Source organism: Promicromonospora sp. NPDC090134 (assembly GCF_044746965.1).
Lineage (GTDB): Bacteria > Actinomycetota > Actinomycetes > Actinomycetales > Cellulomonadaceae > Promicromonospora.
This window is the reverse complement of sequence record NZ_JBIVCZ010000001.1, coordinates 900545-927097: the sequence shown is the minus strand read 5'-3', so window position 1 is coordinate 927097 and position 26553 is coordinate 900545. Positions and strand designations below refer to the sequence as shown.

Genomic DNA, 26553 nt, shown 5'->3' with positions numbered 1-26553 from the left:
TCCGTCGTTCGGCCGCGGCGGTGAGCAGCCCGCTGACCGCCCGGCGATGTTAGCGCTCACACGATACCTGCCGACAACGCTGTACCCAAGCCGGTCCCCCGTACGTGTCAGACCCCCAGGTCACCCGGGGGACCTGGGGGTCTGACGCGTCCGGGCGGCGCTCACCGCCCGGTACGGAGAGGGTTCGGCGTCAGCCGCCGTTCACCTCGAAACCCTGCTCGGTGCCGTACGACACGTTCTCCTCCTGCCAGGCGGCGAGGCCGTCCATCAGCGACGACTTGTCGAGGTAGGACTGGCCGACGGTGTCCGCGAAGATGCTGTTCGCGTACGACTGCCACGGCAGGTACTGCCAGCCCTCGTTGACGTCCGCCGCACCCGCGGCGAGGACCTCGTTGATCTTCTGCCCGCCGAAGTACTCGGACTCGTAGCCCAGGAACTCAGGGGACTCCAGCTGCTTGACGGTGGCGGGGAAGCCGCCCGTCTCCATGAAGGCGTCGATCGACTCGTCGCTCGAGTTGAGCCACTTGAGGAAGCCGGCCGCGAGCAGCTTGTTCTCCGCCGCGCCCGGGATGGACTCGGCGCTGCCGCCGTTCTCGGCGTTGGTGGGGGTGCCGTCGTAGGTCGGCATCGGGGCGACGCGCCACTTGCCCTTGCCGTCCGGAACGCCGTCCTCCAGGATGCCGGGCATCCACGCGCCGAGCGCGACCGAGCCGATGGTGCCGTCGTTCAGGGCCTGGTACCACTCGTCGCTCCAGCCCGGGAGCTGGCACAGCAGCTCGTCGTCGATGAGCGGCTGGTACATGTCGGCCCACTTGGTGGTGCCCTCGTCGGCCAGGTCGATGGTCACGGCGCCGTTCTCGGTGTGGAACGGCTTGCCGCCGGCCTGCCAGATCATGCTGGTGGTGAAGCCGGCGTCGCCCGTGTCGTTGCCGATGCAGGTGTCGGGGTCGTTCTCCTTGATGGTGCGCGCGGCCTCGATGTACTCGTCCCAGGTCGTGGGCGCCTCGACCCCGGCGTCGTCGAACACCTCCTGGTTGTAGAAGAACGCCATGGGGCCGGAGTCCTGGGGCAGGCCCCAGATGCCCTGCTGCGAGACCGCGCCCCACGTGGACGGCGTGTACAGGTCCTCCAGGTCGGCGAACCCGAACGCGGTGAGGTCCACGAGCTGGCCGGGGAGCTGGAACTGCGGGATGGACTGGTACTCGATCTGCACCACGTCGGGCACGCCGTCGCCGGCGGCGATCGCGTTCTGCAGCTTGGTGTTGGCGTCGCCGGCGCCCACCGTGTCCACGAGGGTCACGTCGACGTTCGGGTACGCCTTCTCGAAGGCTTCGACCTGCGTCTCGGCCTGGGGCGTCCAGGTCCAGTAGGTCATGCTGCCGCCCTCCTGGAGCGCGGCCTCGATCTCGTCCGCGCCGGCACCTTCGGTGGTGCCGCTGCCGCCGTCGTCGTCCCCACCACCCGAGCAGGCGGTGAGCGAGGCTGCCATCAGAGCGGCCAGGGCGCCGAGCGCGACCCGGCGGTTACGGGTGATGGTCATGGTCTTCCTTCTTCCACATCGTTGTAGTTCAGGTCTTTCGACGTCGGCGGGGCCGACCTCGTCTATGCCTTGACGCTGCCCGCGTTCAGGCCGGACTGCCAGTACCGCTGGAGCACGAGGAACACGGCGACGATCGGCACGATCGTCAGGAACGAGCCCGTGATCACCAAGTTGAACACCGGTTGGGCGCCGATGCCCGACGCATCCGCCAGCCACTGGTACAGGCCCAGCACCAACGGGTAGAGGTCCGGGTCGTTGAGCATGATCAGCGGCAGGAAGTAGTTGTTCCACGTGGCGACGATCGCGAACAGCGCCACCGTGACGATGCCCGGCGCCAGAAGCCGCAGCGAGATGGTGAAGAAGGTGCGCCACTCGCCCGAGCCGTCGACCCGGGCCGCCTCCAGGATCTCGGTGGGCACCGCCTCCGCCGAGAACACCCACATGAGGTAGAGCCCGAACGGCGAGACGAGCGACGGCAGGATCACGGCCCACATGGTGTTGGTCAGGCCCCACTGGCTGAACAGCAGGAACGTGGGCACCGCGAGCGCGGTGCCGGGCACGGCGATCGCCCCGAGGATGACGGCGAACACCGCGTTCCGGCCGCGGAACCGGTACTTGGCCAGCCCGTACCCGGCGGCGGTCGCGAGGACCGTGGCACCGCCGGCACCCACCACCACGTAGACGAGCGTGTTGCCGAACCACTTCAGGAAGACGCCGTCGTCGTGCGTCAGCACCGCCCGCACGTTGTCGAAGAACGCGAACGGGCCCGAGAACCACAGGCCGAACGAGCTGAGCAGCTCGGGCTGTGTCTTGGTGACGCTGAACAGCATCCAGGTCAGCGGCAGCACCGAGTAGATCAGCAGCGCGCCGAGCAGGACGGTCAGCGTGATCGACTTGCGCGGGCGAAGGTACGAGTAACCGGCCATCAGATCTCCCTCCGGGTCCCGCGAAGCTGCACGACGTACGCGACGATCGCGGTGACCACGCCCATCACGATCGCGACCGTGGCGGCGTAGCTCACCTGGTTGCCGACGAAGCTCAGGTTGTAGGCATAGATGTTGGGTGTGTAGTAGGTCGAGATCAGGGCCGGCTCGATCTGTTTCAGGATCGTCGGCTCGTTGAACAGCTGGAAGCTGCCGAGGATCGAGAAGATCGTCGCGATCACCAGGGCCCCGCGGACCGCGGGGATCTTGATGGACCGCACGATGCGGAACTGGTTGGCGCCGTCGATGGCCGCCGCCTCATAGATCTCGAGCGGCACCGTCTTGAGCGCCGCGTAGAGGATCAGCATGTTGTAACCCACGAACTCCCAGGTCACGATGTTGCCGATCGCGGTGAGGATCCACTCCTTGGTGTACGGGTCGATGAGCGGGAAGCCCACCAGGTCGTTGACGCTGCCCGTGAGCCCCAGCCGGTCGTCGTACATGAAGCCCCACATCAGCACCGCCACGACGCCGGGCACGGCGTACGGCAGGAACAGCGCCACGCGGAAGAAGCTCCTGCCGTGCAGGCGGCCGCTGTCGATAGCGAGCGCGGCGATCAGGGCGATCCCCAGCATGATGGGGACCTGCACCACGAGGAACAGGCTGACCCGTCCCACGCCGTCCCAGAGCTTCGGGTCGGTGAAGGCGGTCATGTAGTTGGCGAACCCCGCGAACGTGGTCCCGCCCATGAGCTGGTTGCGGAACAGGCTCAGGTACATCGAGTAGACCAGCGGGGTGACGATCATCAGGGCGAACGCCACCAGGAAGGGCGTCACAAAACTCCAGCCGGCCGCGGAGACGCGGCGGCTCGGTGGGCGGCGACCGGGCACGGGCACACCCCTTTCCCCGGACGACGGCGTCCGGATTCACCTGGACGGCTATGTCCTGGAACACGCCGGACGACGGTGCCCGGCGACGGGAATGTGAACGTAAACATCCTCGTGCGCGGTGACTCTGCCACTGCCTCGCGGACGTGTCAACGCCATCTGAGGCAACGTTCTGAGAAAGGTATACGGGGCGTCCGGGGCCGGTCAGGGCGGAGCGCCGGTGAGGCGGGCAGCCCGTCAGGCGCGCGGGGCCGCCGCGCTCCTGCGCACCACCAGCTCGGGCGCGATCAGCTCGGCCGCGGGCCTGCCGCCGTCCACGGCCGCGAGGAGCAGGGCCACGCTGCGCCGGCCGAGGTCGACGAACGGCTGGCGCACGGTCGTGAGCGGCGGGATGAAGTGGCCGGAGCCGTCGACGTCGTCGAAGCCGACCACCGACACGTCGTCGGGCACCGAGACGCCGCACTCCCAGAAGGCGCGCAGCAGGCCGAGGGCGAGCTGGTCGTTGGCGGCGAAGACTGCCGTGGGACCGGCGCCGGACCGGACGCGCTGGGCCAGGTCGAGGCCCACCATGTAGCCGCGGTCCGCGGTCCAGCCCGCGACGACCGGCTCGGGCACGGGCAGCCGGTGCTCGGTGAGGACGGCGCGCCAGGACTCCTCGCGCTCGACGGCGTCCAGCCAGTCCTGCGGGCCCGCGACGTGCAGGATCTGCCGGTGCCCCAGCTCGATCAGGTGCTCGACGGCGAGCCGGGCCCCAGCCCGCTGGTCCACGGACAGCGGGATGACCGGGACGTCGGGCTGGAGCTCGCGGGCGGCGATGAGGACCACGGGCACGGGCGCCTGGAACGACTCCACGGCGTCGGCCACGTCGCTGTGCGGCGCGATGACCACGATGCCCTCGACCGCCTGGTCCATGAAGTGTTCGAGAGCCTTGTGCAGGGTGGCGCCGTCGTACTGCCGCAGCGTCGCGACGCTGACGTACCAGCCCTGCTCCCGCGCCGCCTCCTCGACCGCGATCAGCGTGCTCGACGGACCGAACAGCGGCGACCCGGTGGTCACCACGCCCACCGTGGCCGACCGGGCCGTGACCAGGGCGCGCGCCGCGCTGTTGCGGCGGTAGCCGAGCTCGGCGATGGCCTCCAGCACCCGCTCACGCGTCGCCGGGCGCACGCTCCGGTGGCCGTTGAGCACCCGCGACACGGTCTGGTGGGACACGCCGGCGAGCGCGGCGACGTCGGCCATGGCCGGCGGCCGCGTCGTCGCGGGTCGAGAGATGGTCACGGGAGGAATCATCCACCCAGCGCACGCGCGCGGTCACGCGCCGCGGTGGCGGCGGTCAGGAACGAGGCCCGCACGCCGCCGTCGTCCAGGGCCCGCAGGGCGGCCGCCGTGGTGCCGCCGGGCGAGGTGACCTTCTCGCGCAGGATCACGGGGTGCTCCCCCGTCTCGTCCATGAGGCGGGACGCGCCGAGCAGCGTCTGGATCGCGAGGCGCCGCGCGACGTCGCGCGTCAGGCCGAGCAGCACGCCGGCCTCGGCGAGCGCGTCGGCCACGTAGAAGACGTACGCGGGGCCCGAGCCGGAGATCGCCGAGACGGCGTCCAGGTCCTTCTCCGCGGCGCGCACCACCGCGCCCGTGCCGGCGAAGAGGTGCTCGACGGCCTCGAGGTGGACGTCCGTGACGGCGGCGCCCGGCGCGATCGCCGTGATGCCCGCGCCGATCGCGGCGGGCGTGTTCGGCACGGTGCGCACCACGGCGACGCCCGCCGGCAGCCGCCGCTCGTAGAACGCGGTGGGGTGCCCGGCCGCGACGGTGACGACGACGGCGGTGGGGTCGATCGCGGACGCGATCTCGTCGAGCAGCGCGCCCACGTCCTTGGGCTTCACGCCGACGAGCACGATGCCCGCACCCTGGACCGCGGCGACGTTGTCGCTGGTGGTGGCCACCTGGTAGGTCTCGCGCAGGTGCTGCGCCTTGGCCTCGGTACGCACGGTGGCGACGACGTCGGACGCGGCCCAGCCCGCCGAGAGCGCACCCGCGAGCACCGCCTCGCCCATGTTCCCGGCCCCGAGCACTGCAAGTCGCTGGTTCACCACACCATTGTCCCCCGGCGCGCGGGAACGAGGGGCCGCACCCGTCCGTGTGCGGACGGGGCCGATCGAGACCTCGTCACAGGGGGAACGCCGTGTAGAAGTCCTCCATGACGTCTGCCGGGCCGGTCGCCCGCAGCACCGCTGTGCCGTTCTGCCACACCACCACGGTCTTGCCCCCGTCGGCCGGCACGAACGCGTACTGCCCCACGACCTTCTTGCCGACCTTGACGTCGCCCGTCCGGTCGGCCTCGCCCGCGGACGCGGTCCAGGCCGCGGCGCCGGTGGCCGCCTCGTCCTCCGTGGCCCACTGGCCGGCCACGACCGCGACCTCGACCGAGTCGCCGTCGGAGTACTCGGCGTTCCAGGCCTCCAGCGCGCCCTCGCCCTTGGGCTCCTTGGCCTCGGCGAGCGAGCCGAGCGCGAGCTGCAGCACCGCCGACGGCAGGGCCTTCTGGAACGCGGTCTCCTCGCCGCTGCGGTCCATCGCCTTGACCGTGGGCGTCGGCACCGGGGCCGTGACGGTCACCGTGGGCACGGGCTCCGGCGTCGCCTCCGAGCGCCAGAAGCCGGGCCACGCGAAGCCGGCCAGGAGCACCAGCACGAGCACCACGACGAGCACGCCCACGAACACGACGAGACGACGGCGCCGGTACACGGCGGGCGACGCCTTCCTCGCGGCCACCGATGCGGTCGCACCGGTGCGCGGTGAGTTCACGCGCTGGTCGGTCATGTCTGGCTCCCCCGTGCTAGGTCCATCGGATACCTCACGATGGCTCATCCGAGACCTTATGTCGCGCCACTGACATCGGCAGGGAGGCACGCCCGGCGGGACCGGGTGAGGGGCGGGTGGCTTCGGCGGGGCCGCGCGTTCAGCGGGGCCGCGCCGCCGCCTGGCACAGCGGGAGCAGCACCGCGAACGCGGCCGCCGCGACCGCGCACGCCGCGAGGTGGCCTCCCGCGTACGCGGTGAGCCCGGCGTCCCAGGGCAGGCCCGGTCCGAGACGCCCCTCCGTCGCGGCGGCGGCCAGGACCGACAGCACGGCGGCCGGGACCGCGGCAACACCGAGCGCGACCGCGACGAGCCGGGTCGGCAGGGCGGTGCGCCCGAGCGGGTCGTCCTCGGGCCGGTCCGCCCACCCGGCCGGCGTCGCGACGGCCGCCAGCGCCGTCCACAGCACCACGACGAGGACCGCGGCGACCACGTCCGACGGGCGGTGCCACCGGTCCGCGATCGTCGCGAGGCCCATGGCACAGGTCATGGCGGCGCCCGCGAGCGCCGTCGCCGGCCGCCAGCGACGGGGCGCGACGAGCAGGAGCGCCGCCCAGGCCGCCGCGACGACGGTGACGTGGCCGCTGGGCAGGGTGTTGATGTCGCGGTTCCACTCGCCGACGAGCCCGGTGCGGTAGAACACGCCGTCCTTGATCACCTGCGTGGTGAGGTTCGAGCCGAGGATCACCGCGGCGGCCAGGGCGGTGGTGCCCCACCTCCGCCGGACCAGCCCGATGCCGCACACGGCGAGGAAGCCGGTCACGAGCCACGGCGGCGAGCCGAGCAGCAGCACGGGCTCCACGGGCCGGTTGACCACGTCCTGGAAGAGGTCGGCCGTGACGAAGACCCGCTCCTCGACCCGCTGCCCGGGCCACGTGGTGACCATCGCCCACCAGACCAGCAGGGTCCCGAGCGCCGCGGCGGCCGCGACCGCGACCCCCGCCAGGCGGGTCGCCGAACGGTGCGCGCCACGCGTGGGGGCGGGCGCGGGGAGGTCCGGGCCGGTGCGCGACCGGTCGGGGCGCACCATGCGCCCGTCGGTGGCCGGCATGGTCGCAAACTACCTGGCCGGAGCGTGCGGCGCGGCCGCCAGGGGGCCGTGGCCCGGGTGATCTTCGGCCGGTGTCAGTGGCGGCACGTACGGTTCCCCTCGTGACCTCATCGACCTCCAAGAAGGCTCGCCCCGCGTACCGGTGCACCGAGTGCGGCTGGACCACCGTCAAGTGGGTCGGCCGCTGCGGGGAGTGCCAGGAGTGGGGCACCGTGACCGAGGACGGGCCGGCGGCGACCGGACCGCGCACCGCCGCCGTCTCCCCCGCTCGCGCGCCCGCCCGGCCCATCGCCGACATCGACGTGGAGTCGGCGCGCGCCAACCCGACGGGCGTCGGCGAGTTCGACCGGGTCCTCGGCGGCGGCCTCGTGCCCGGGGCCGTGATCCTGCTCGCGGGCGAGCCGGGCGTGGGCAAGTCGACCCTGCTGCTCGCGGTCGCGAGCAACGTGGCCGACGGCGCGCTGGGCCCCGACGGGTTCGAGTCGCCCCGCACAGTGCTGTACGTGACCGGCGAGGAGTCGGCCGGGCAGGTGCGGCTGCGGGCCGAGCGGATCGGGGCGCTCTCGCGCACGCTGCTGCTGGCCGCCGAGACGGACCTGGGGACGGTGCTGGGGCACCTGGAGGCGAACCAGCCGGACATGCTGATCGTCGACTCGGTGCAGACCATCGCGTCCGCGCAGGTGGACGGGGCTCCGGGTGGCGTCTCGCAGGTGCGGGAGGTCGCCGCGGCGCTGATCGCCGTGGCCAAGGAGCGGCAGATCCCGACCATCCTCGTGGGGCACGTGACCAAGGACGGCTCGGTGGCCGGCCCGCGCACGCTGGAGCACCTGGTGGACGTGGTCTGCCAGTTCGAGGGCGACCGGCACTCGCGCCTGCGCATGATCCGCGCGGTGAAGAACCGGTACGGCCCCACGGACGAGGTGGGCTGCTTCGACCTGTCGGAGGACGGGATCGTGGGGCTGCCCGACCCGTCCGGGCTGTTCCTGTCGCACGCCGGCACGGGGGTCGCCGGGTCGTGCATCACGGTCACGCTGGAGGGACGGCGCCCGCTCGCCGTCGAGGTGCAGGGGCTCGTGGCGCCCAGCCCCCTGAACAACCCGCGCCGCGCGACCAGCGGCGTGGACTCCAGCCGGCTGGCGATGATCCTCGCCGTGCTCCAGCGGCACGGCGGGCTGCGGCTCGCCGACCAGGACGTCTACGCCTCGACGGTGGGCGGCGCCCGGATCACGGAGCCGGCGTCCGACCTCGCGGCCGCCCTCGCCCTGGTGTCCGCGCGGACCGGAAAGCCGCTGCCCGGCGCCACCGTCGCCGTCGGAGAGGTGGGCCTGGCCGGGGACCTGCGACCCGTCGCCGGGCTGGACCGCCGGCTGGGCGAGGCCGCCCGCCTGGGCTTCGCTCACGCCGTCGTGCCGCACGGGACCGGGGTCAAGGCACCCGAGGGGCTTCAGCTCGTCGAGGCGACGCACATCCGCGACGCGGTGGAGTGGGCGCAGGGCCTAGGCCGTCGCGGTGACAACACGATGGACGACAGATGACCGGTTCATGAAACCAACTGCTTGCCCCCAAGGGCACAGCGTAGGATTTCTTCGTGGCCACGACCTCCTCGCACACTGACGAGCTGCTCCGTGAGACCCTGGCCGCCGTCGCGCCCGGGACCGAACTTCGCGACGGACTCGAACGCATCCTGCGCGGCCGCACCGGCGCGCTCATTGTGCTCGGTCTCGACCCGGTCGTGGAGCAGATCTGCTCCGGCGGCTTCTCGCTCGACGTCGACTTCTCGGCCACCCGCCTGCGCGAGCTGTCCAAGATGGACGGCGCCGTCGTGCTCGACCGGCACGCCACGCGGATCCGCAAGGCCGCGGTGCAGCTGCTGCCCGACCCGACGATAGAGACGACCGAGTCCGGCACCCGGCACCGCACGGCCGAGCGCGTGGCCAAGCAGACCGGGTTTCCCGTCATCTCGGTGAGCCAGTCGATGCGGATCGTCGCCCTCTACGTGGGCGGCCAGCGGCACGTGCTGGAGGACTCGGACACGATCCTCGGCCGCGCGAACCAGGCGCTCGCGACGCTGGAGCGCTACCGCGCCCGCCTCGACGAGGTCTCCGGCACGCTGTCGGCGCTGGAGATCGAGGACCTGGTCACCGTGCGCGACGTGTGCTCCGTGGTGCAGCGCCTGGAGATGGTGGGGCGTATCTCCGACGAGATCGCCGGCTACGTGATCGAGCTCGGTGTGGACGGCCGCCTGCTCGCGCTGCAGCTCGACGAGCTCATCGGTGACGTCGGCTCGGACCGCGAGTTCGTGATCCGCGACTACGTGCTCAGCCGCAAGGACCGCACGCTCGCCGACGTGCAGGCGGAGCTCTCCGCGCTCACGTCGCAGGAGCTGCTCGACATGAGCCAGATCGGCCGGATCCTGGACCTGCCGGGCGGCGGGGACGCGCTGGACGCCGCCGTCGCGCCGCACGGCTACCGGCTCCTGTCCAAGGTGCCGCGCCTGCCCAGCGTCACCATCGAGCAGCTCGTGGGGCACTTCAGCAGCCTGCAGAAGCTCCTCGCCGCGAGCGTGGACGACCTCATGTCGGTCGACGGCGTGGGCGAGCAGCGCGCCCGGACGATCCGCGAGGGGCTGTCCCGGCTCGCCGAGTCGAGCATCCTCGAACGCTACGTCTGACCCGGCACCGCTCCATCGGCTCCGGCCGGGGTGTGCGCCGAGTCAGGCGGTTGGTCCGACCAACCACCTGAGTCACCCCCGGCGAACCCCCGAGTCAGCGACCTGGTCGGACCAACCGGCTGACTCGGCATCGACGTGGAGCCGAGTCAGCCGGGCGGTCCGGAGACCTGGCCTCAGGGGCTCGACGGCTCGGCCTTCTCGTCGGTGTCTGGCTCCGCGCCGGTATCGGCTCCCCGCTCTCCGCCCGCGTCGGTGTCCGGCTCCCCGGAACCGCTCGGCGACGGCTCACCGGAACCGCTCTGCGACGCGTCCCCGGACAGTTCGCCCGAAGGCGACCCGGACGGCGACGGCGAACCGGACGGCTGCGGCACCGTGTACGTCAGCCGCACGACGTCGCTGGCCGCCCCCTCGACCCCGGCGAGCGTGACCTGCGCCGTGTACGCGCCAGCCGTCGGCTTGGGCTGGTCGGCCGCGCAGCCCGGCGCCGAGCGTGCGTCGGACCAGCTCACGTTCGTGACGTCGACGTCGCCCGGCCCGAGGAGCAGCAGCCGCTCCTCGTCCTGGTCGGCGCAGTCCGCCGACGACCAGGCCCGCTCCGCGGTCTGCTCGCCCAGCTCACCCTCGTACACGGTCACGGCGAGGCCGTGCCGGGGAGCCTCGACCAGGCACTGCACCTGACCGGTGTTCCGCACGGACACGGTGAACCTCACCGGCACGCCGGGCGTGACCGCCGTGCGGTCGGCAGCGAGCCCCACGTCGAGGTCCTCGGGCGCGCACGGCGCGGCCGCGGCGTTCGGGTCCACGGGCTCCGGCGGACTCAGCTTCTCCGCCACGATCGGCGGGTCCGGGTGCGGCCACGTCACCGCTACCCCGATCCCGCCCAGCGCCACCACGGCCAGCACCGCGATCAGCCGCCCCGGCCGGCGCGGGCGTCTGCCGGACGGGCGCTGCTCCACGGCGACCCGACCCAGGGACCACTCGGCCCGTTCCGGCGCACTGACCACCTGCTCGACCCCCTGAAGCTGTTGCGACACCTACGGCCTGACGTGCTCCGACGGCCGCGGCACCAAAGTACGACTCCGCGCGCGGCCCGGGCGGCAGCCGCGCCGCCGAGTCGGTCACATGTCCTACTTCACGGCCCGGCCGGCCGCGTTCACGGCCCGGCCGGCCGCGCCAGGCCCGTCGGCCGCCGCCGGCCGCCCACCCCACCCACCAGGTCGGCCGGACGACCACCCGTGCGGCAGGATGAGTCCCCGTGACAGCAGCGGAGGCGACGCGACGTACCGAGGTGCGCTCCGGCGTCGTGCAGTGGTTCGACGGCGCCGCGCGCGACCTGCCCTGGCGGGCGCCGGACCGCACCGCGTGGGGCGTGCTGGTGAGCGAGGTCATGCTGCAGCAGACCCCCGTGGTGCGCGTCGAGCCCGCCTGGCACGCCTGGCTGGAGCAGTGGCCCACGCCCGCGGACCTGGCGCAGGCGCCCACGGCTGACGTGCTGCGCGCCTGGGGCCGCCTCGGCTACCCGCGGCGCGCGCTACGGCTCCAGGAGTGCGCCCGGGCGATCGTCGAGCGGCACGACGGCGTCGTACCCCGCACCGAGCCCGAGCTGCTCGCCCTGCCCGGCGTCGGTGAGTACACGGCCGCCGCGGTGCTGGCGTTCGCCTACGGCAAGCGGTCCGTGGTGGTCGACACGAACGTGCGGCGGGTGCTGGCGCGGGCGGTCGGCGGGTCGGCGCTGCCCGCGCCGTCGTACACGGCCGCCGAACGGGCGCTCGCGACGTCGCTCGCCCCCGAGGGCGACGCCGACGCCGCTCGGTGGGCCGCCGCCTCGATGGAGCTGGGCGCGCTGGTCTGCACCGCGAAGGCGCCGAAGTGCGGTGCGTGCCCTGTCGCCGGGCTGTGCGCGTGGCGCCGCGCCGGCTCGCCCCCGGACGCGCACGCCGGCAAGCGCCGCACCCAGGCCTGGGCGGGCACCGACCGGCAGGCGCGCGGCCGGGTGATGGCGGAGCTCCGGCACGCGTCCGAGCCCGTGGACCGGGCCCTGCTCGCGGGCCTGTGGCACGACCCGGCCCAGCTCGACCGCGCGATCGCCGGCCTGGTCGAGGACGGCCTGGCCGAGCAGGACGACGCCGGCCGCCTGCACCTGCCCCGGTAGCGCGGGGTCAGAGCTCCAGCAGCATCCGCGAGTTGCCCAGCGTGTTGGGCTTCACGCGCGCCAGGTCGAGGAACTCGGCCACGCCCTCGTCGTACGAGCGCAGCAGCTCGGTGTACACCTCGGGCGTCACGGGCGTGCCGTCGATCTCCCGGAACCCGTGCGCGGCGAAGAAGTCGACCTCGAACGTGAGGCAGAAGACCCGGCTCAGGCCCAGCGCGCGGGCCCGCTCGACCAGCGCCTCGAGCAGCGCGTGCCCCACCTTGCGGCCGCGCCAGTCGCGGTGCACGGCCAGCGTCCGCACCTCGGCGAGGTCGTCCCACATCACGTGCAGCGCCCCGCAGCCGACGGCGGAGTCCGGCGCGGCGGGATCGGCCGCCACCAGGAACTCCTGGACCGCCTCGAAGTACCCGACCATCTCGTACGGCCGGAGGATGCGCTCCTGGCTCAGCGGCTCGACGAGGTCGCGGATGGTGCGCACGTCGGCGGGAAGGGCGGGTCGGATCACGGGCACTGCCGGCGCCTCGGGTGTCGTCACGGCGACACACTACGGCCGGCCGGCGCAGCGGGTGACGTGCGGGTGACATCCGGACACGCCCACAGGCCCCGTACCTGGTGAAACGAAGGGCAAACCGGAATGTGAGCGAGAGAACATCCGAACACACCCTCCCCAAGAGGGCAAAGGTGTTGCCAAGTCGCGGAATGCGTGGTGAGTTTGGCGCATGGCCTCTACCCGCCTGACCGCAGAAGCGAGGACCCAGGCGCTGGCTGCGCTCGAAGCCAGTGTCAGCCCCGCCGCAGAGCTCGACGTGCTGGTGATCGGGGGCGGCGTGACCGGCGCCGGCATCGCCCTGGACGCGGTCACCCGGGGGTTGTCGACCGCCGTCGTCGAGGCGCAGGACTGGGCGCAGGGCACGTCCAGCCGCAGCAGCAAGCTGGTGCACGGCGGCCTCCGCTATCTCCAGATGCTCGACTTCGAGCTGGTGCACGAGGCGCTCACCGAGCGCGACCTCCTGCTCCGGGACCTCGCACCGCACCTGGTGCGGCCGGTCCCGTTCCTGTATCCGCTGGAGCACCGCGTGTGGGAGCGCGCCTACGTGGGCGCCGGCATCGCGATGTACGACGTCCTTGCGACGCTGACCCCCGGCCGCCGGCCGATGCCGTTCCACCGGCACCTCAGCCGCCACCAGATGGAGGCCAAGTTCCCGGACCTGGCGCACGACGCCGCCGTCGGGGCCGTGCAGTACTGGGACGCCTCGGTCGACGACGCCCGCCTGGTCGCGACCCTGATCCGCACGGCCGCCAGCTACGGCGCGCACGCCGCCAGCCGGACCCAGGTGGTCAGCCTGACGCAGGGCGCGACCGGCGCCGTGAACGGTGCGGTGGTCGTGGACCTGGAGACGGGCAAGGAGATCACCGTCCGGGCGCGGTCCGTGATCAACGCGACCGGCGTGTGGACCGAGGACACCGAGGCCCTGGCAGGCTCGGAGGGCGGGCTGCGCGTGCTCGCCAGCAAGGGCGTGCACCTGATCGTCCCGCGCGAGCGCATCCGGGGCCATGCCGGGCTGATCCTGCAGACGGAGAAGTCCGTGCTGTTCGTCATCCCGTGGAGCCGGTACTGGATCATCGGCACCACGGACACCCACTGGAGCCTCGACCCGACCCACCCCGTGGCCACGAGCACCGACATCGACTACGTGCTGGACCACGCGAACGCCGTGCTTGCACACCCCCTGACCAGGGAAGACGTCATCGGCACCTACGCGGGCCTGCGCCCGCTGCTGCAGCCGGGCACCAAGGCGGGCACCAGCAGCGCGAAGGTCAGCCGCGAGCACACCGTCGCCTCCCCGACGCCGGGCCTCACCGTCGTCGCGGGCGGCAAGCTCACGACGTACCGGATCATGGCCAAGGACGCCGTGGACTTCGCGATCGGACAGCGCGCCGCCGCGCTCCCCTCGATCACGCACCAGATCCCGCTCACGGGCGCCGTCGGGCTGCGCGCGGTGCAGCGCCAGGCGCGCACGTGGGGCAAGCGGTTCGGCTGGTCGCCCCCGATGCTGGACCACCTGCTGCACCGGTACGGCGCCAACCTGGCCGAGATCGTGGAGCTGTGCGACGCCGACCCGACGCTCGCCAAGCCGCTCGAGCACGCGACCGCCTACCTGCGCGCCGAGGTGCACTACGCGGTGAGCCACGAGGGCGCCCTCCACCTGGAGGACGTGCTGAGTCATCGCACGCGCCTGGTCTACGAGGTGCCGGACAGCGGCACGGGAGCGGCCGAGGAGATCGCCGCCGTCGTCGGCCCGCTGCTCGGGTGGGACGCGGCGGACGCCGAACGCGAGGTCGGTGCCTGGCGGGCACGGATCGACGCGGAACGCCAGGCCGCACAAGAGCCTGACGACGAGGGCGCCGAACGAGCGCGCCTGACCACACCGGACGTAGCGGCCATGCAGCCGCTCCGAAACTAAGGAAAGCGAAGGACCGCACCTACTCACACAGCCGACGGGTCGCCCTAGAGGGACCGCCGGGACTACCTCCGTACGCCGACAGAGCTGTCGGCAGAAAGCGAGTCAGCAATGAACGCATTCACGGACATCATCGTGCCGGAGTTCCTCGGCACCATGATCCTGCTCCTCGGCGGTGCCGGCGTGGTGGCCAACGCCATCCTCCCCATGAACAAGGGGTTCAACGGCGGCTGGCTGATGATCAACTTCGGGTGGGGCCTGGCGGTCTTCGCCGGTGTCTTCGTGTCCCTGAGATCCGGCGCGCACATCAACCCCGCCGTCACCCTCGGCATCCTCGCCAGCGGGGCCGAGGAGTTCGGTCCGGGCATCCCCGCCGACTTCGGCAACATGCTCATCTACTGGGTCGCCCAGCTCGCCGGCGCCTTCGTGGGCGCCATCGTCGCCTACCTGGCGTACAAGCGGCACTTCGACCAGGAGGCCGACCCGGCGACCAAGCTCGCGGTCTTCTCCACCGGCCCGGCGATCCGCTCGTACACGTGGAACTTCGTCACCGAGGTCATCGGCACGTTCATGCTGGTCTTCGTCATCCTGTCGTTCGGGAACTGGCCCGGGGACATGGGGCCGCTGGCCGCAGCGCTGCTGGTGCTCGGTATCGGCGCCAGCCTCGGTGGCCCCACGGGGTACGCCATCAACCCGGCCCGTGACTTCGGACCTCGCATCGCCCACCTGCTCCTGCCCATCCCCGGCAAGGGATCGAGCGACTGGAGCTACTCGTGGGTCCCGGTGCTGGGCCCGCTGGTCGGCGGCGCACTGGGCGGCCTGCTCGCCGCGGCGGTCGCGGTCTGAGCCTGAGCCTGAGCCGCAAACCCGCAGACCTCGAAACAGACAAGGGAGTCAACTCCGATGGCTGACTACGTACTCGCGATCGACCAGGGCACCACGAGCTCCAGGGCGATCGTCTTCAACCACGCCGGGACCATCGTGTCCACGGGCCAGCTCGAGCACGACCAAATCTTCCCGAAGGCGGGATGGGTCGAGCACAAGCCGGAACAGATCTGGGACAACACCCGCCAGGTCGTGGGACTCGCGCTGACCAAGGCGAACATCAACCACACCGACCTGGCCGCCGTCGGCATCACCAACCAGCGTGAGACCACGGTGGTGTGGGACAAGACGACCGGCAAGCCGGTCTACAACGCGATCGTCTGGCAGGACACGCGCACGCAGGCCATCGTCGACGAGCTCGCCGGGTCCGAGGGCGCGGACAAGTACAAGGCGATCGTCGGCCTGCCGCTCGCCACCTACTTCTCCGGCCCCAAGGTGAAGTGGATCCTCGACAACGTGGAGGGCGCCCGCGAGGCGGCGGACCGCGGTGACCTGCTGTTCGGCAACACCGACGCGTGGGTGCTGTGGAACATGACCGGCGGCGTCGACGGCGGCGTGCACGTCACCGACGTGACGAACGCGTCCCGCACCATGCTCATGGACCTCGACACGCTGTCCTGGCGCGAGGACATCGCGGCGGACATGGGCATCCCCCTGTCGATGCTGCCCGAGATCCGCTCCTCGTCCGAGGTCTACGGCACCGGGCGGCCCCGGGGCATGGTGCCCGGCGTGCCCATCGCGGGCATCCTCGGCGACCAGCAGGCCGCGACCTTCGGGCAGGCGTGCTTCGAGGTCGGTACGGCCAAGAACACGTACGGCACCGGCAACTTCATGCTGCTCAACACGGGCACCGAGAAGGTCCCGTCCGAGAACGGCCTGCTCACCACGGTCTGCTACAAGATCGGCGACGCGGCGGCGATCTACGCGCTCGAGGGATCCATCGCCGTCACGGGCTCGCTGGTGCAGTGGCTCCGCGACAACCTGGGGATGTTCACCGACTCGGAGGACATCGAGTGGCTCGCCCGCAAGGTCGAGGACAACGGCGGCGCCTACTTCGTGCCGGCCTTCTCCGGCCTGTTCGCGCCGTACTGGCGGCCCGACGCGCGCGGTGCGCTGGTGGGGCTGACCCGGTACGTCAACCGGAACCACATCGCGCGGGCAGCGCTGGAGGCCACGGCGTTCCAGACCCGCGAGGTCATGGACGCCATGCGCGCCGACTCCGGCGTGGACCTCACCGAGCTCAAGGTCGACGGCGGCATGGTCGCCAACGAGCTGCTCATGCAGTTCCAGGCCGACCAGCTCGGGGTTCCCGTCGTCCGGCCCGTCGTGGCGGAGACGACGGCGCTCGGCGCCGCGTACGCCGCGGGTATCGCCGTCGGCTTCTGGAAGGGCGAGTCCGACGTCATCGCGAACTGGGCCGAGGACCGGCGCTGGACGCCCGCCGTCGAGCAGGGCGAGCGGGACCGGCTCTACCGGAGCTGGAAGAAGGCGGTGACCAAGACGTTCGACTGGGTCGACGCCGACATCGGCTGACCGCACCACCCCCTGTCAGACGCTCAGGTCACTCCCGTGACCTGAGCGTCTGACACGTTTCCGGGGGGCGTCAGGTCGCCAGGAACCGGCGCGCCGTCTCCACGAGCGTCGCCTTCTCGCCCTCCGCCGTGAACCCCTGGTCGACCGCCACGCGCCCCAGGAAGCCGTCGGTCAGCAGGTACAGCCACGACGTGACGCGGTCCGGGGTCAGGTCCGTCCGGATCTCGCCGGCCCGCTGGGCCCGCTCCACCCACGGCCGGATCAGGTCCTGCTGGGCCCGGGTGTCCTCGTCGAGCTGGGCCGCGACCTCCGGCAGGTGCATGACGCCGCCCACCGCGCGCACGAAACCGGGCATCCGGGGGTCCGCGGCGTCGTCCGCGCCCTGCCGGACGATGTCGAGGACCACGCCGAGCGCGTCCGTCCGGCCCGCGTACCGCGCCTCGGCGTCACGCACCTCCTGGGTGCCGAGCGTCAGGATCGCGAGCAGCAGCTCCAGCTTGGTCGGGAAGTAGTGGAAGAACGTGCCCGACCCGATGCCCGCCTGCCGGCAGATCGCCGCGGTGGTGGTGCCGTCGTAGCCCCGCTCCGCGAAGACGGTGAGCGCGGCGTCGATGATGACCAGCCGGCGGGCCTCGTGGCGTGCGGGATCAACGGTCCGTGCCACGCGCGTCCTCGGTCGCCGCGGTGCGGCGCACCTGGATCCGGTCGTCCCGGACCCGCGCCACCAGGCCGAGCGCGGCCAGGTCCTCGTCCGCCTGACGGCGGGCGGCGGCGTCCTTGCGCTCCTGGAGCCGACGGCGGAGCACCTCGTGCTCGGCGGCCGTGAACCCTGGCCGGCCGTCCACCCAGCGCTCGAACACGTGCTCGTGCGGGTCGCCGTCGCGCCAGGGCCAGCCGTGCCCGGTGAACGCCTGCCGCACCTTCTCGGCCGAGAGGGTGTCGGTGTCGAGGCGGGCGCGCAGGCCGCCGTCGGGCCGCAGCAGCACCAGGTCCTCCTTGTCGCGGAACGCGGCGCCGACGTCGGACCGCTCGACCCAGACCTCGCGCTCCTCCTGCCGGTGCTCGAGGTGGTCGTCGGCGACGGTGAGCTGCGGCGCCTCCCCCACCGTGATGAAGGCGATGAACCCGCCGCCCAGGAAGCCGAGCCCGCCCAGGATGCCGAGCGTCCAGGGCGGGGACAGCGACTCGATCAGGGTGAGCAGCCGCGGCACGGGCAGCGGTGTGGCGTCGATCAGGCCGGCGAGCCCGCCCGCCAGCGGCGCGGCGAACCAGCCGAGCACGAGGCCGAGCGCGAGCACGGCCAGGCCCAGTACGAGCGGGAGCGCGGGCGGCTGGCGTACCTCGGTGGTCGTCATGGCCCAATTATTAGAGCAGCCACTCCATTAATGCAATCAATATCGCGAACGCGGCGCTGCGACGGCCCGGTGTGCGGTCGTAGGCTCGGCCCGTGCCCATCAGCTACACGCTTCCCGGTGTCCATGTCACCGACCACTCCGTCGACGTCCCGCTCGACTGGTCCCAGCCCGACGGGTCGCCCACGATCTCGGTGTTCGCGCGCGAGCTCGTGGACCCGACCCGCCGCACCGAGGACCTGCCGCTCCTCGTGTTCCTCCAGGGCGGCCCCGGCGGCAAGGGTCCCCGCCCCACCGGCCCGGACGGCTGGGTGGGCGCGGCGCTCAAGCGGTTCCGCGTGGTGCTCCTCGACCAGCGCGGCACGGGGCGGTCCAGCGCCGTCCGCGCGGAGGCGCTGACCGCCCTCGGCACGCCCGCGGAACAGGCGGAGTACCTGACGCACTTCCGCGCCGACACCATCGTGCGCGACGCCGAGCACGTCCGGAAGACGCTCTTCGGCGGCCGGCGCTGGACCTCGCTGGGCCAGTCGTACGGCGGTTTCATCACCATGACGTACCTGTCGTTCGCGCCCGAGGGCCTCAACGCGAGCCTCGTGACCGGCGGCCTGCCGGGCCTGACGGCGTCGGCCCGGGAGGTCTACGAGCGCACCCAGCCGCGCGTGGTGGCCAAGAACGAGCGGTTCCGTGCGCGCTACCCGCACGTCACCAAGGCCCTCGGCCGGATCGCCGACCGGCTCTCGACCGGCGAGGTGACCGAGCCCGGCGGCGACGTCCTCACCACGCGGCGCTTCCAGACGCTCGGCATGGACTTCGGCATGCAGCCCGGGTTCGAGCGCGTGCACTGGACCATCGACGAGGCGTTCGACTCCCCGCACGGCGGCCCGCTCAGCGACACGTTCCGCGCCACGGTCGCGGCCGAGACGTCGTTCGCGACCAACCCGCTGTACGCCGTGCTCCACGAGTCGATCTACGCCCAGTCCCACACGGGCCCCACCGCGTGGGCGGCCCAGTCCGTGCGCGACGCCGACCCGGCGTTCGGCGAGGACGCCCGGCCGCTGCTGCTGACCGGCGAGATGATCTACCCCTGGATGTTCTCCGAGGTCAGTGCGCTGCGGCCGTTCGAGGCCGCGGCCGACGCCCTCGCCCAGCGGCAGGACTGGGGCGACCTGTACGACCTGCACCGGCTCGCGGACAACGAGATCCCGGTCGAGGCCGCCGTGTACTTCGACGACATGTTCGTCGACGCTTCGCTCTCGCTGGAGACGGCGGCGCACGTGGGCAACGTCGAGCCGTGGGTCACCAACGAGTTCGAGCACGACGGGCTGCGGCTCGGCGACGTCCTGCCGAGGCTGCTGGACCGCCTGGACGCCCGGGGCGGCCCGCTCCGCGACTGACCCGCGTGTCAGGCGTACAGGTCACCGGGGTGACCCGTACGCCTGACACGTTCGTCAGTAGGTGTACGTGTTCAGGGCCGCGACCGCCGCGGCCGGGTCGCCGACGTCGTAGCGGTCGACCGCCACGAACGTCGGCTTCTTGCGGGCCGCCGGCTGGCAGAACCGCTGGGCCCGGTCGAGCAGCCGCTCGTTGTCGGTCCGGGCCGTCACCTCGACCGGCACGTCCCGGAAGTGGTTCATCACGAACAGCGGCCGGAACCCCGTCCCCGGGCTCGTGAGCGGGATGTTCGTGCCGGCGTCGTACCAGCGGCTGTAGCAGGACCAGTCCGAGTCGCCGATACCCGCGCCCATGGACCAGTAGTTCTCCACGGTCCACTCGCGCTGGTACATGACGCCGAAGCTCTCCCGGGTCAGGCCCGCGCCCTCGTCGGCGGACCGGCTGTGGTCGCTGAGGATCAGCAGGCGGTCGTCGTCCGCGACGAGCCGGGCCATCGTCGGCCAGCCGTTCTCGCGGACGCCGGTGCGGTCCGGCCGGTAGAGCACGTCCGCCAGCCCGTCGACGCGGTCGAGCTCGGCACGCAGCACGGCGGGCTCCACGTAGTCCTCCAGGAACACCGTGACGAACTGGTCGGGGTGCGCCTCCAGGAAGTCGACCATCCGCTGGAGGTCCACCCAGAGCGCGACGGGGCTGCTGACCAGGGTGCAGCTGTTGTGGCACAGGATCGCGCCGTCGCCCGTCTGGTGGATGTCGAGCTGGAACCCGCGGACGCCGTCGGCGAGCTGCTGGTCGATCCCGCGCGTCTGGTTGGGCGCCAGGTTGACGAACGGGGGCGCGAAGCCGCCGTCCACCCCGTTCGCGTACGCGTTGTGCGCGGTGAGGAACGTCATCTCGTCCAGGGTGCGCTCGTCGGCGGGCGGCAGCGGTCCGGTGACCGGGCCGACCGGCGTGAGGTACCACTCCGCGAGCGCCCCGTCGCCGCCCACCGCGAGCTGGGCCGGGTAGTTCGCGCCGCCCGGCTTGGCGCCCACGGTGAGGTGGTCACCGGTGCCGGGAGCGCGGAGCAGGTGCCGGTCCCCGCCGGCGTCGAGCACCTCCCACGCGGCGTCGGCGCTCGCGCACCCGACCGTCCGGGCCTGCCCGCCCGAGCGGCCCAGGCACGTGCCCGCCGCGTCGGTGCTCTCCAGGACGTGGGCCGACCCGACGGCCCGCAGCGTCCACTGCTGGTGGTCCTCGTCGCCCTTCGGCCGGCGCTGCTCGACGGCGCCCCCGGCGTCCGCCGCGTTGAGCCCGGTGGTGGCGCTCTGCACGTAGTAGGTGCCGCCGGGCGGGGCGGCCTCGGCGGCCGTGGTGAGCGCGGCAGACACCGGCGCCACGCCGAGAGCGCCGGCGGCCAGGGCCGCGACGACGAGCAGAGGGCGGGAGGTTCTCATGGGTGGGACCTTCCTCGGGGATCGCCGTGAGCCACCGACCGGACGCGCGGTGCCGGGTGAAATCACACCAGCCGCGGGCGCGCCCTGTCATCAGTGGTTCCCCCAACGGTCCGACGCCGGCGGCCCGGACGCCGGTGCAGCAGCCATGCCTCCGCGACGACCAGCGGCACCGTCCAGCCCAGCCAGTTCGTGAGGGCCATCTCCGTCTGCAGCATCGCGACCTCGCTCCCCTGGAACCAGGTGTCCACCTGGGCCCCGAGGACCGGCCCCCACACGAAGTGCCACAGGCGGTTGGAGATGATCGACATCGTGAGCACGTAGCTGCGCACCATCCACTCGCGGTGCTCGTCGAACCGGCGCTGCCAGGCGGCCCGCAGCCCCGCGACCGTGCACGAGAGCCACAGCACGGAGAGGAACACATGGCTCACCGCCGACATCGGCCCGAACGGCGAGGCCGCCCCGATGACGCCCGCGAGGATCGCCGCCGGGATCACCCCGCCCAGCACGTACACCCGCCCGAGGCGCCGGTGCGCCATCCGGAACCGCTTGCGGAACCACGGCCACACCTGGAAGAAGCCGGTGGTCATCGCGACCGTCGCGAAGCCGATGTGGGCGACGAGCAGCACGTAGTGCCCGGGGAAGGTCGAGGGGACGAGCGTCTTCCCCGGGTCCAGGCCCAGGTACCGGGGCAGCGACACCGCGAGGAAGGCCAGGACGAGCACGCCCAGCAGCACCGTCCAGGGCCGGCGCCACCACGGCCGACGGCGCCCGGCGGACGGGGCGGGCGGGGTGGACCGTCGGGCGGTCGAGGGGGCTACGGGAGCGTCTTTGCGCAGGTCAGAGGCCATGTCTAGACCGTAGGAACCGGGCTGCGCCCAGCCCAGCCTGCACACCCCCCGCCGCCCGGTAGGGCCTGCCCTACCCCGGCCCCGCCCGACGCGCGGCCGGCCCTGCCCCTTCGGACCCCGCCTTGCTCAGCCGCGCAGCTCCGGCAGCGACGCGACCACGTAGCCGTCCACCTCGACGACGTCGCCGGTGGTGAGCTCGGGCTGACCCGCCGGGAGGCAGAGGGTCACCTGGAAGCCGTCGGTCTGCACGCGGGCGGCGGTGAAGGCCTGGCCGGTGCGGGAGACTGAGCGCTGCTCGATCGCGAGGACCACCCCGGTCAGGTGCGCGACGGCGTCGGTCGACGCGGCGTACGCGCCGGTGGGCTCGAAGACCAGGCCGGACACTGCGGCGTCGGCCCGCCCGATCACCTGGACGGAGTTGCCGAGCACGACGATCGACGCCGGACCCGTGACGGGGGCCTCCGCGGTGCCCAGCAGAGCGAGCTCCTCGAGCTGGCAGGCGATCTCGGTGATGACCTCGTCGTGCTGGTTCACGAGCTCGGCGAGCACCAGTCCGCCGTCGACCGCCTGCGGCTCGGAGATGATGGCGCCGGGCGCGGCGTAGAACGTGGGCGTGACCACCCGGACCAGGTCGCCCTCGGTGGTGATGATCAGGCGGGCGCCGGACACGTCGGTCCAGATGTGCACGCCGACCTCGCCGTCCTTGGCGATGGTCTCCGCCTCGGCGCGTGCCGAGGCCACCAGGTCGCGAAATTCGCTACGTCGCCAGACGTCCAGTCCGATGCAAGCCAGGTTCGATGCCACGGTCGCCTACGCTAACCCGACCACGGCGTCCGGACTCGACGGAGGGTCATACGTGCGTCAGTCGGGGGCGTGCTTGTCCAGGAACGCGTACACCTCGGCGTCGTCCACACCGGGGAAGGCGCCCCGCGGCAGGGCCGCGAGGATCTGCTGGTGCATGCGCCCCGACGGCCAGGCCTCGCCCGACCAGCGGTCGGTGAGCTCCGGCGACGGGCGCTGGCAGCAGGCCGGGTCCGGGCAGGTCGAGACGCGGCGCACCTGCGAGTCCCGCCCCCGGAACCACTTGGCGTGCGCGTACGGCACGCCCACGGTGATCGAGAAGGCGCCCGAGCCGCCGTCGGGCCCACCTGTGGGCGCCGTCGACCCCGTCTGGGTGGAGCACCAGAACGTCCCGGCCGGGGTGTCGGTGTACTGGTAGAACTCGGTGGCCCGGTCGCGTCGCTCGAACGCCTCGCGCGCCGCCCAGCGCCGGCAGATGAGCTGCCCCTCGATGGCGCCCGTGACGTCCTGCGGGAAGGGCAGGCCGTCGTTCGCGTAGCCGCGGAACAGCGCGCCGTCGGCCCCCACGCGCAGGAAGTGCAGCGGGATGCCGAGGTGGTGCGTCGCGAGGTTGGTGAGCCGCATCGCCGCCGCCTCGTGCGTGATGCCGAAGGCGTCGCGGAAGTCCTCGACCGCGAGATCGTGCTCCCGCTTGCGCTCCTGGAGGAACGGCACGGCCACGAACTGCGGCACGAGGCAGGCGGCGGCGAAGTACGTGATCTCGACGCGCTGCCGCAGGAACTCGCCGTAGGACCGCGGACGGTCGTGCTCCAGCACGCGGTGCGCCAGGGCCTGCAGCGCGAGCGACCGCAGGCCGTGCCCACCCGGGGTCGACGCCGGCGGCAGGTAGATGCGCCCGTTGCGCAGGTCGGTCACCGAGCGGGCGGACCGGGGCAGGTCGCCCACGTGCAGCAGCGTGAAGCCCATCTGCTCCGCCATCCGCGCCACGGTGCGGTGCGTCAGCGCGCCGCCCGTGTACCCGGCGGCCTTGACCATCTGCTCCGCGACGGCCTCGAACTGCGGGTAGTGGTTGTCGCGGGCCTCCCGTTCCAGGCGCAGCTCGGTGTTGGCCCGCCGGGCCTCCTCGGGCGTGGCGATGGCCAGCCGCTCGCGCCGGGCCAGCTCGTCGTGCAGGCCCACGAGCTGTTCCAGGACCGGCATCGGCAGCTTCTGGCTGGGCTTGACCGCGGGCACGCCGAGGGTGGTGAACAGCGGGCCGCGCTGCGCCCGGTCGAGCGCGATCTCCAGGGCTGCCCTGCGCGACGGCGGCTCGGCGCTCAGGAGCTCGCCCATCGGCACGCCGAGCGCCTCCGCGATCGAGCGCAGGAGCCCGAGCCGCGGCTCGCGCCGGCCGTTCTCCACGAGCGACAGCAGGCTCGGCGCCGAGCCCACCTTCTCGCCGAGCGCGTCCAGCGTGAGCCCTTGCGCGGTGCGCAGGTGCCGGATCCGGCGGCCCAGGGTGATCAGGTCCGTCTCGGTGTCCGACGGCTTCGGCTCGGATCCGGTGGGCATGTCGCGCTCCGTTCGTGCTCGCGGACGCCGGTTTGCTGCCCGGGACGGGCCAGCAGGAACCCGCTCCTTCACACTACGTGAAGATCGGCGATTCTTGACAGCTCGTGGGCTGGAATTCGGGGCGATCCGCACGTGAAGGTGGAAACAAGCCCGCCACCGTGGCCCGCAGTCTGACGATCGGAGCGCACATGTCCGTCCTCGCGAACCCCCGCCGAACCCGGCTCGTCGCCGAGCTCGTGGCCGACGTGACCATCGGTCAGGACTCCACCACGGCAGACACCTCGGCGTCCACGGCCGCGAACGGCATCCCTGCCGCCGGAGACCTCGACGTGCGCGACTGGGTCGCCCGCGTCGCCGAGCTCACGCAGCCGGACGAGATCGTCTGGTGCGACGGCTCCGCCGACGAGAAGCAGCGCCTCATCGACCAGATGCTGGCCGCGGGCACGCTCGTCGCGCTCAACCAGGAGAAGCGGCCGGGCTCGTACCTGGCGCGCTCCAACCCGGCCGACGTCGCCCGCGTCGAGTCGCGCACCTTCATCTGCTCGCAGGACGAGGAGGACGCCGGCCCCACGAACAACTGGGTGGCGCCGGCCGACATGCGCACCGAGCTGGAGGGCGTCTTCGAGGGCTCGATGAAGGGCCGCACCATGTACGTGGTGCCCTTCTCGATGGGCCCCGTGGGTGGTCCCATCTCGCAGGTGGGCATCGAGCTCACCGACTCGCCCTACGTCGTCGTCTCCATGCACGTCATGACGCGCGTCTCGGACGAGATCCTGCGCCTGATCGACGCCGGCCAGCAGTGGGTCCCCGCCGTGCACTCGGTGGGCGCGCCCCTGGCCGAGGGCGAGGCGGACGTGGCCTGGCCGTGCAGCGACACCAAGTACATCGTGCACTTCCCGGAGAGCCGCGAGATCTGGTCGTACGGCTCCGGCTACGGCGGCAACGCCCTGCTCGGCAAGAAGTGCTTCGCGCTGCGCATCGCGTCGGCGATGGCGCGCGACGAGGGCTGGCTCGCCGAGCACATGCTGCTGATCCGCGTCACCTCGCCCGAGCAGCGCCAGTACCACCTGGCCGCCGCCTTCCCGAGCGCGTGCGGCAAGACGAACCTGGCGATGCTGCAGCCCACCATCCCGGGCTGGAAGGTCGAGACCCTCGGCGACGACATCGTCTGGATGCGCCCCGGCCCCGACGGCACGCTGCGCGCCATCAACCCGGAGGCCGGCTTCTTCGGCGTCGCGCCCGGCACCGGCGTCGACACCAACCCGACCGCCGTCGCCACGTTCGACCGCGACACCATCTTCACGAACGTCGCACTGACCGACGACGGCGACGTGTGGTGGGAGGGCCTCACGGCCGAGGCGCCGGCGCACCTGACCGACTGGCAGGGCAACGACTGGACGCCGGACTCCGAGACCCCGGCGGCGCACCCGAACTCCCGCTTCACCGTGTCCGCCGCGCAGTGCCCGACCATCGCGGACACCTGGGAGGACCCGGCGGGCGTGCCGGTCGACGCGATCGTGTTCGGCGGCCGCCGCGCCAGCAACGTGCCGCTCGTGGCGGAGTCGTTCGGCTGGGAGCACGGCGTGTTCATGGGCGCCACCATCTCCTCGGAGCGCACCGCCGCCGCCGAGGGCGCGCTCGGTGAGCTGCGCCGCGACCCCTTCGCGATGCTCCCGTTCTGCGGCTACAACATGGCCGACCACTGGGCGCACTGGCTGGAGGTAGGCGCGGGCATCGAGGAGTCGAAGCGCCCGCGGATCTTCCAGGTCAACTGGTTCCGCAAGGGCGACGACGGCCGCTTCCTGTGGCCCGGGTTCGGCGAGAACTCGCGTGTGATCGAGTGGATCGTGGGCCAGGTCGAGGCCGGCCGCGGCCTGCGCGAGGACACCTCCGTGGCCACGCCGGTGGGCAGCCTGCCCGCGCCCGGCACGCTGAACCTGGACGGCATCGACGTACCGGACGCCGACATGGCCGCGCTCTTCGACGTCCCGACCGCCCCGTGGCAGGCCGAGGCCGACCTGACCGAGGAGTTCTTCGACCGGTTCGGCGACCACACGCCGGCGGCGCTGCGCGCCCAGCTCGACGCCCTGCGGGAGCGTCTGGCCCGATGATCTCGGGCGGCTGACGGCGCGATCCTCTCGGGTGGCTACCCGTCGTGCCGTCGGCCGTCCGAACAGATTTCCCCGGCCGGGTTATTGAGGCATCCCGGCCGG

23 protein-coding genes are annotated in these 26553 nt (G+C 72.4%); 8 read left to right on the top strand and 15 right to left on the bottom strand.

Translation table 11 applies throughout. The features are described 5' to 3' along the window. Positions 1 to 190: 190 nt before the first annotated feature. The 7 genes from ACIPN7_RS04000 to ACIPN7_RS03970 all read right to left on the bottom strand — a co-directional run bounded on the left by ACIPN7_RS04000 (position 191) and on the right by ACIPN7_RS03970 (position 7260). A complete protein-coding gene (locus ACIPN7_RS04000) occupies positions 191 to 1540 on the bottom strand; it encodes an ABC transporter substrate-binding protein (protein WP_400538194.1) in 1350 nt (449 codons plus the stop codon). Positions 1541 to 1602: 62 nt separating this feature from the next. Beyond that, positions 1603 to 2466 (bottom strand): carbohydrate ABC transporter permease, encoded by an 864-nt coding sequence (locus ACIPN7_RS03995; protein WP_400538192.1) that lies wholly within the window; start codon positions 2464 to 2466, stop codon positions 1603 to 1605. After that, positions 2466 to 3359, bottom strand: coding sequence for a carbohydrate ABC transporter permease (locus ACIPN7_RS03990; protein ID WP_400538190.1), 894 nt, complete (start codon positions 3357 to 3359; stop codon positions 2466 to 2468). Before ACIPN7_RS03990 ends, ACIPN7_RS03995 begins: the two co-directional genes overlap by 1 nt. A gap of 228 nt (positions 3360 to 3587) precedes the next feature. Beyond that, positions 3588 to 4589, bottom strand: coding sequence for a LacI family DNA-binding transcriptional regulator (locus tag ACIPN7_RS03985; RefSeq protein WP_400539151.1), 1002 nt, complete (start codon positions 4587 to 4589; stop codon positions 3588 to 3590). 47 nt (positions 4590 to 4636) lie between these two features. Beyond that, on the bottom strand, positions 4637 to 5440 hold the full coding sequence (proC, locus tag ACIPN7_RS03980) for a pyrroline-5-carboxylate reductase (protein ID WP_400538188.1): 804 nt from the start codon (positions 5438 to 5440) through the stop codon (positions 4637 to 4639). A 76-nt stretch (positions 5441 to 5516) separates the two neighbouring features. Beyond that, positions 5517 to 6170: a hypothetical protein gene (locus tag ACIPN7_RS03975; protein ID WP_400538186.1), complete on the bottom strand. Its 654-nt coding sequence runs from the start codon at positions 6168 to 6170 to the stop codon at positions 5517 to 5519. 139 nt (positions 6171 to 6309) lie between these two features. Beyond that, on the bottom strand, positions 6310 to 7260 hold the full coding sequence (locus tag ACIPN7_RS03970; protein WP_400538184.1) for a phosphatase PAP2 family protein: 951 nt from the start codon (positions 7258 to 7260) through the stop codon (positions 6310 to 6312). Positions 7261 to 7361: 101 nt separating this feature from the next. Here ACIPN7_RS03970 and radA point away from each other — a divergent pair, with 101 nt between their 5' ends. Together radA and disA are read left to right on the top strand one after the other, a co-directional pair. Continuing rightward, entirely contained in the window at positions 7362 to 8795 is a 1434-nt protein-coding gene (gene radA / locus ACIPN7_RS03965; RefSeq protein ID WP_400538183.1) for a DNA repair protein RadA, read from the top strand. Positions 8796 to 8848: 53 nt separating this feature from the next. Further along, the gene (disA, locus tag ACIPN7_RS03960) at positions 8849 to 9931 is read left to right on the top strand and encodes a DNA integrity scanning diadenylate cyclase DisA (protein ID WP_285100798.1); all 1083 of its coding nucleotides are present in this window, start codon (positions 8849 to 8851) and stop codon (positions 9929 to 9931) included. 173 nt (positions 9932 to 10104) lie between these two features. Here disA and ACIPN7_RS03955 read toward each other — a convergent pair whose 3' ends face one another. Continuing rightward, positions 10105 to 10965, bottom strand: a complete 861-nt coding sequence (locus tag ACIPN7_RS03955; RefSeq protein WP_400538180.1) for a hypothetical protein — start codon at positions 10963 to 10965, stop codon at positions 10105 to 10107. 221 nt (positions 10966 to 11186) lie between these two features. Between ACIPN7_RS03955 and ACIPN7_RS03950 the strand changes: the two genes are divergently transcribed. Continuing rightward, complete coding sequence (locus ACIPN7_RS03950; RefSeq protein ID WP_400538178.1) at positions 11187 to 12083, top strand: A/G-specific adenine glycosylase; 897 nt, start codon at positions 11187 to 11189, stop codon at positions 12081 to 12083. Positions 12084 to 12090: 7 nt separating this feature from the next. On the opposite strand, the gene ACIPN7_RS03945 is transcribed toward ACIPN7_RS03950, so the two are convergent. After that, positions 12091 to 12618: an amino-acid N-acetyltransferase gene (locus ACIPN7_RS03945; protein ID WP_400538176.1), complete on the bottom strand. Its 528-nt coding sequence runs from the start codon at positions 12616 to 12618 to the stop codon at positions 12091 to 12093. Positions 12619 to 12802: 184 nt separating this feature from the next. On the opposite strand from ACIPN7_RS03945, the gene ACIPN7_RS03940 reads away from it, so the two are divergent. The 3 genes from ACIPN7_RS03940 (at position 12803) to glpK (ending at position 16963) form a co-directional block, all read left to right on the top strand. Next, entirely contained in the window at positions 12803 to 14548 is a 1746-nt protein-coding gene (locus ACIPN7_RS03940) for an FAD-dependent oxidoreductase (RefSeq protein ID WP_400538174.1), read from the top strand. A gap of 108 nt (positions 14549 to 14656) precedes the next feature. Continuing rightward, a complete protein-coding gene (locus ACIPN7_RS03935; protein WP_400538172.1) occupies positions 14657 to 15391 on the top strand; it encodes an MIP/aquaporin family protein in 735 nt (244 codons plus the stop codon). A gap of 57 nt (positions 15392 to 15448) precedes the next feature. After that, positions 15449 to 16963 (top strand): glycerol kinase GlpK, encoded by a 1515-nt coding sequence (gene glpK / locus ACIPN7_RS03930; RefSeq protein WP_400538170.1) that lies wholly within the window; start codon positions 15449 to 15451, stop codon positions 16961 to 16963. 70 nt (positions 16964 to 17033) lie between these two features. Here glpK and ACIPN7_RS03925 read toward each other — a convergent pair whose 3' ends face one another. Both ACIPN7_RS03925 and ACIPN7_RS03920 read right to left on the bottom strand, forming a co-directional pair. Continuing rightward, positions 17034 to 17627: a TetR/AcrR family transcriptional regulator gene (locus ACIPN7_RS03925; protein ID WP_400538168.1), complete on the bottom strand. Its 594-nt coding sequence runs from the start codon at positions 17625 to 17627 to the stop codon at positions 17034 to 17036. Then, on the bottom strand, positions 17611 to 18318 hold the full coding sequence (locus ACIPN7_RS03920; protein ID WP_400538166.1) for a hypothetical protein: 708 nt from the start codon (positions 18316 to 18318) through the stop codon (positions 17611 to 17613). Before ACIPN7_RS03920 ends, ACIPN7_RS03925 begins: the two co-directional genes overlap by 17 nt. A 92-nt stretch (positions 18319 to 18410) precedes the next feature. Here ACIPN7_RS03920 and ACIPN7_RS03915 point away from each other — a divergent pair, with 92 nt between their 5' ends. Next, complete coding sequence (locus ACIPN7_RS03915) at positions 18411 to 19709, top strand: alpha/beta fold hydrolase (protein ID WP_400538164.1); 1299 nt, start codon at positions 18411 to 18413, stop codon at positions 19707 to 19709. Positions 19710 to 19763: 54 nt separating this feature from the next. Here the strand turns inward: ACIPN7_RS03915 and ACIPN7_RS03910 are convergent, their stop codons facing one another. The 4 genes from ACIPN7_RS03910 to ACIPN7_RS03895 all read right to left on the bottom strand — a co-directional run bounded on the left by ACIPN7_RS03910 (position 19764) and on the right by ACIPN7_RS03895 (position 24340). Next, the gene (locus ACIPN7_RS03910; RefSeq protein WP_400538162.1) at positions 19764 to 21140 is read right to left on the bottom strand and encodes a hypothetical protein; all 1377 of its coding nucleotides are present in this window, start codon (positions 21138 to 21140) and stop codon (positions 19764 to 19766) included. 62 nt (positions 21141 to 21202) lie between these two features. Next, the gene (locus tag ACIPN7_RS03905; protein WP_400538160.1) at positions 21203 to 21988 is read right to left on the bottom strand and encodes a DUF2306 domain-containing protein; all 786 of its coding nucleotides are present in this window, start codon (positions 21986 to 21988) and stop codon (positions 21203 to 21205) included. A 126-nt stretch (positions 21989 to 22114) separates the two neighbouring features. Then, complete coding sequence (locus tag ACIPN7_RS03900) at positions 22115 to 22792, bottom strand: hypothetical protein (protein WP_400538158.1); 678 nt, start codon at positions 22790 to 22792, stop codon at positions 22115 to 22117. A 57-nt stretch (positions 22793 to 22849) separates the two neighbouring features. Further along, positions 22850 to 24340 (bottom strand): helix-turn-helix domain-containing protein, encoded by a 1491-nt coding sequence (locus tag ACIPN7_RS03895; RefSeq protein ID WP_400538156.1) that lies wholly within the window; start codon positions 24338 to 24340, stop codon positions 22850 to 22852. Between the two features lie 188 nt (positions 24341 to 24528). On the opposite strand from ACIPN7_RS03895, the gene ACIPN7_RS03890 reads away from it, so the two are divergent. After that, positions 24529 to 26451: a phosphoenolpyruvate carboxykinase (GTP) gene (locus tag ACIPN7_RS03890; protein ID WP_400538154.1), complete on the top strand. Its 1923-nt coding sequence runs from the start codon at positions 24529 to 24531 to the stop codon at positions 26449 to 26451. The last annotated feature ends 102 nt before the right edge of the window (positions 26452 to 26553 follow it).

Excerpts from the sequence above, each read along its gene's own strand:
- ACIPN7_RS04000 (WP_400538194.1), bottom strand. The coding sequence starts at position 1,540 with ATGACCATCACCCGTAACCGCCGGGTCGCGCTCGGCGCCCTGGCCGCT.
- ACIPN7_RS03995 (WP_400538192.1), bottom strand. The coding sequence starts at position 2,466 with ATGGCCGGTTACTCGTACCTTCGCCCGCGCAAGTCGATCACGCTGACC.
- ACIPN7_RS03985 (WP_400539151.1), bottom strand. The coding sequence starts at position 4,589 with ATGGCCGACGTCGCCGCGCTCGCCGGCGTGTCCCACCAGACCGTGTCG.
- ACIPN7_RS03975 (WP_400538186.1), bottom strand. The coding sequence starts at position 6,170 with ATGACCGACCAGCGCGTGAACTCACCGCGCACCGGTGCGACCGCATCG.
- ACIPN7_RS03970 (WP_400538184.1), bottom strand. The coding sequence starts at position 7,260 with ATGCCGGCCACCGACGGGCGCATGGTGCGCCCCGACCGGTCGCGCACC.
- ACIPN7_RS03940 (WP_400538174.1), top strand. The coding sequence starts at position 12,803 with ATGGCCTCTACCCGCCTGACCGCAGAAGCGAGGACCCAGGCGCTGGCT.
- ACIPN7_RS03935 (WP_400538172.1), top strand. The coding sequence starts at position 14,657 with ATGAACGCATTCACGGACATCATCGTGCCGGAGTTCCTCGGCACCATG.
- glpK (WP_400538170.1), top strand. The coding sequence starts at position 15,449 with ATGGCTGACTACGTACTCGCGATCGACCAGGGCACCACGAGCTCCAGG.
- ACIPN7_RS03920 (WP_400538166.1), bottom strand. The coding sequence starts at position 18,318 with ATGACGACCACCGAGGTACGCCAGCCGCCCGCGCTCCCGCTCGTACTG.
- ACIPN7_RS03910 (WP_400538162.1), bottom strand. The coding sequence starts at position 21,140 with ATGAGAACCTCCCGCCCTCTGCTCGTCGTCGCGGCCCTGGCCGCCGGC.
- ACIPN7_RS03905 (WP_400538160.1), bottom strand. The coding sequence starts at position 21,988 with ATGGCCTCTGACCTGCGCAAAGACGCTCCCGTAGCCCCCTCGACCGCC.
- ACIPN7_RS03895 (WP_400538156.1), bottom strand. The coding sequence starts at position 24,340 with ATGCCCACCGGATCCGAGCCGAAGCCGTCGGACACCGAGACGGACCTG.
- ACIPN7_RS03890 (WP_400538154.1), top strand. The coding sequence starts at position 24,529 with ATGTCCGTCCTCGCGAACCCCCGCCGAACCCGGCTCGTCGCCGAGCTC.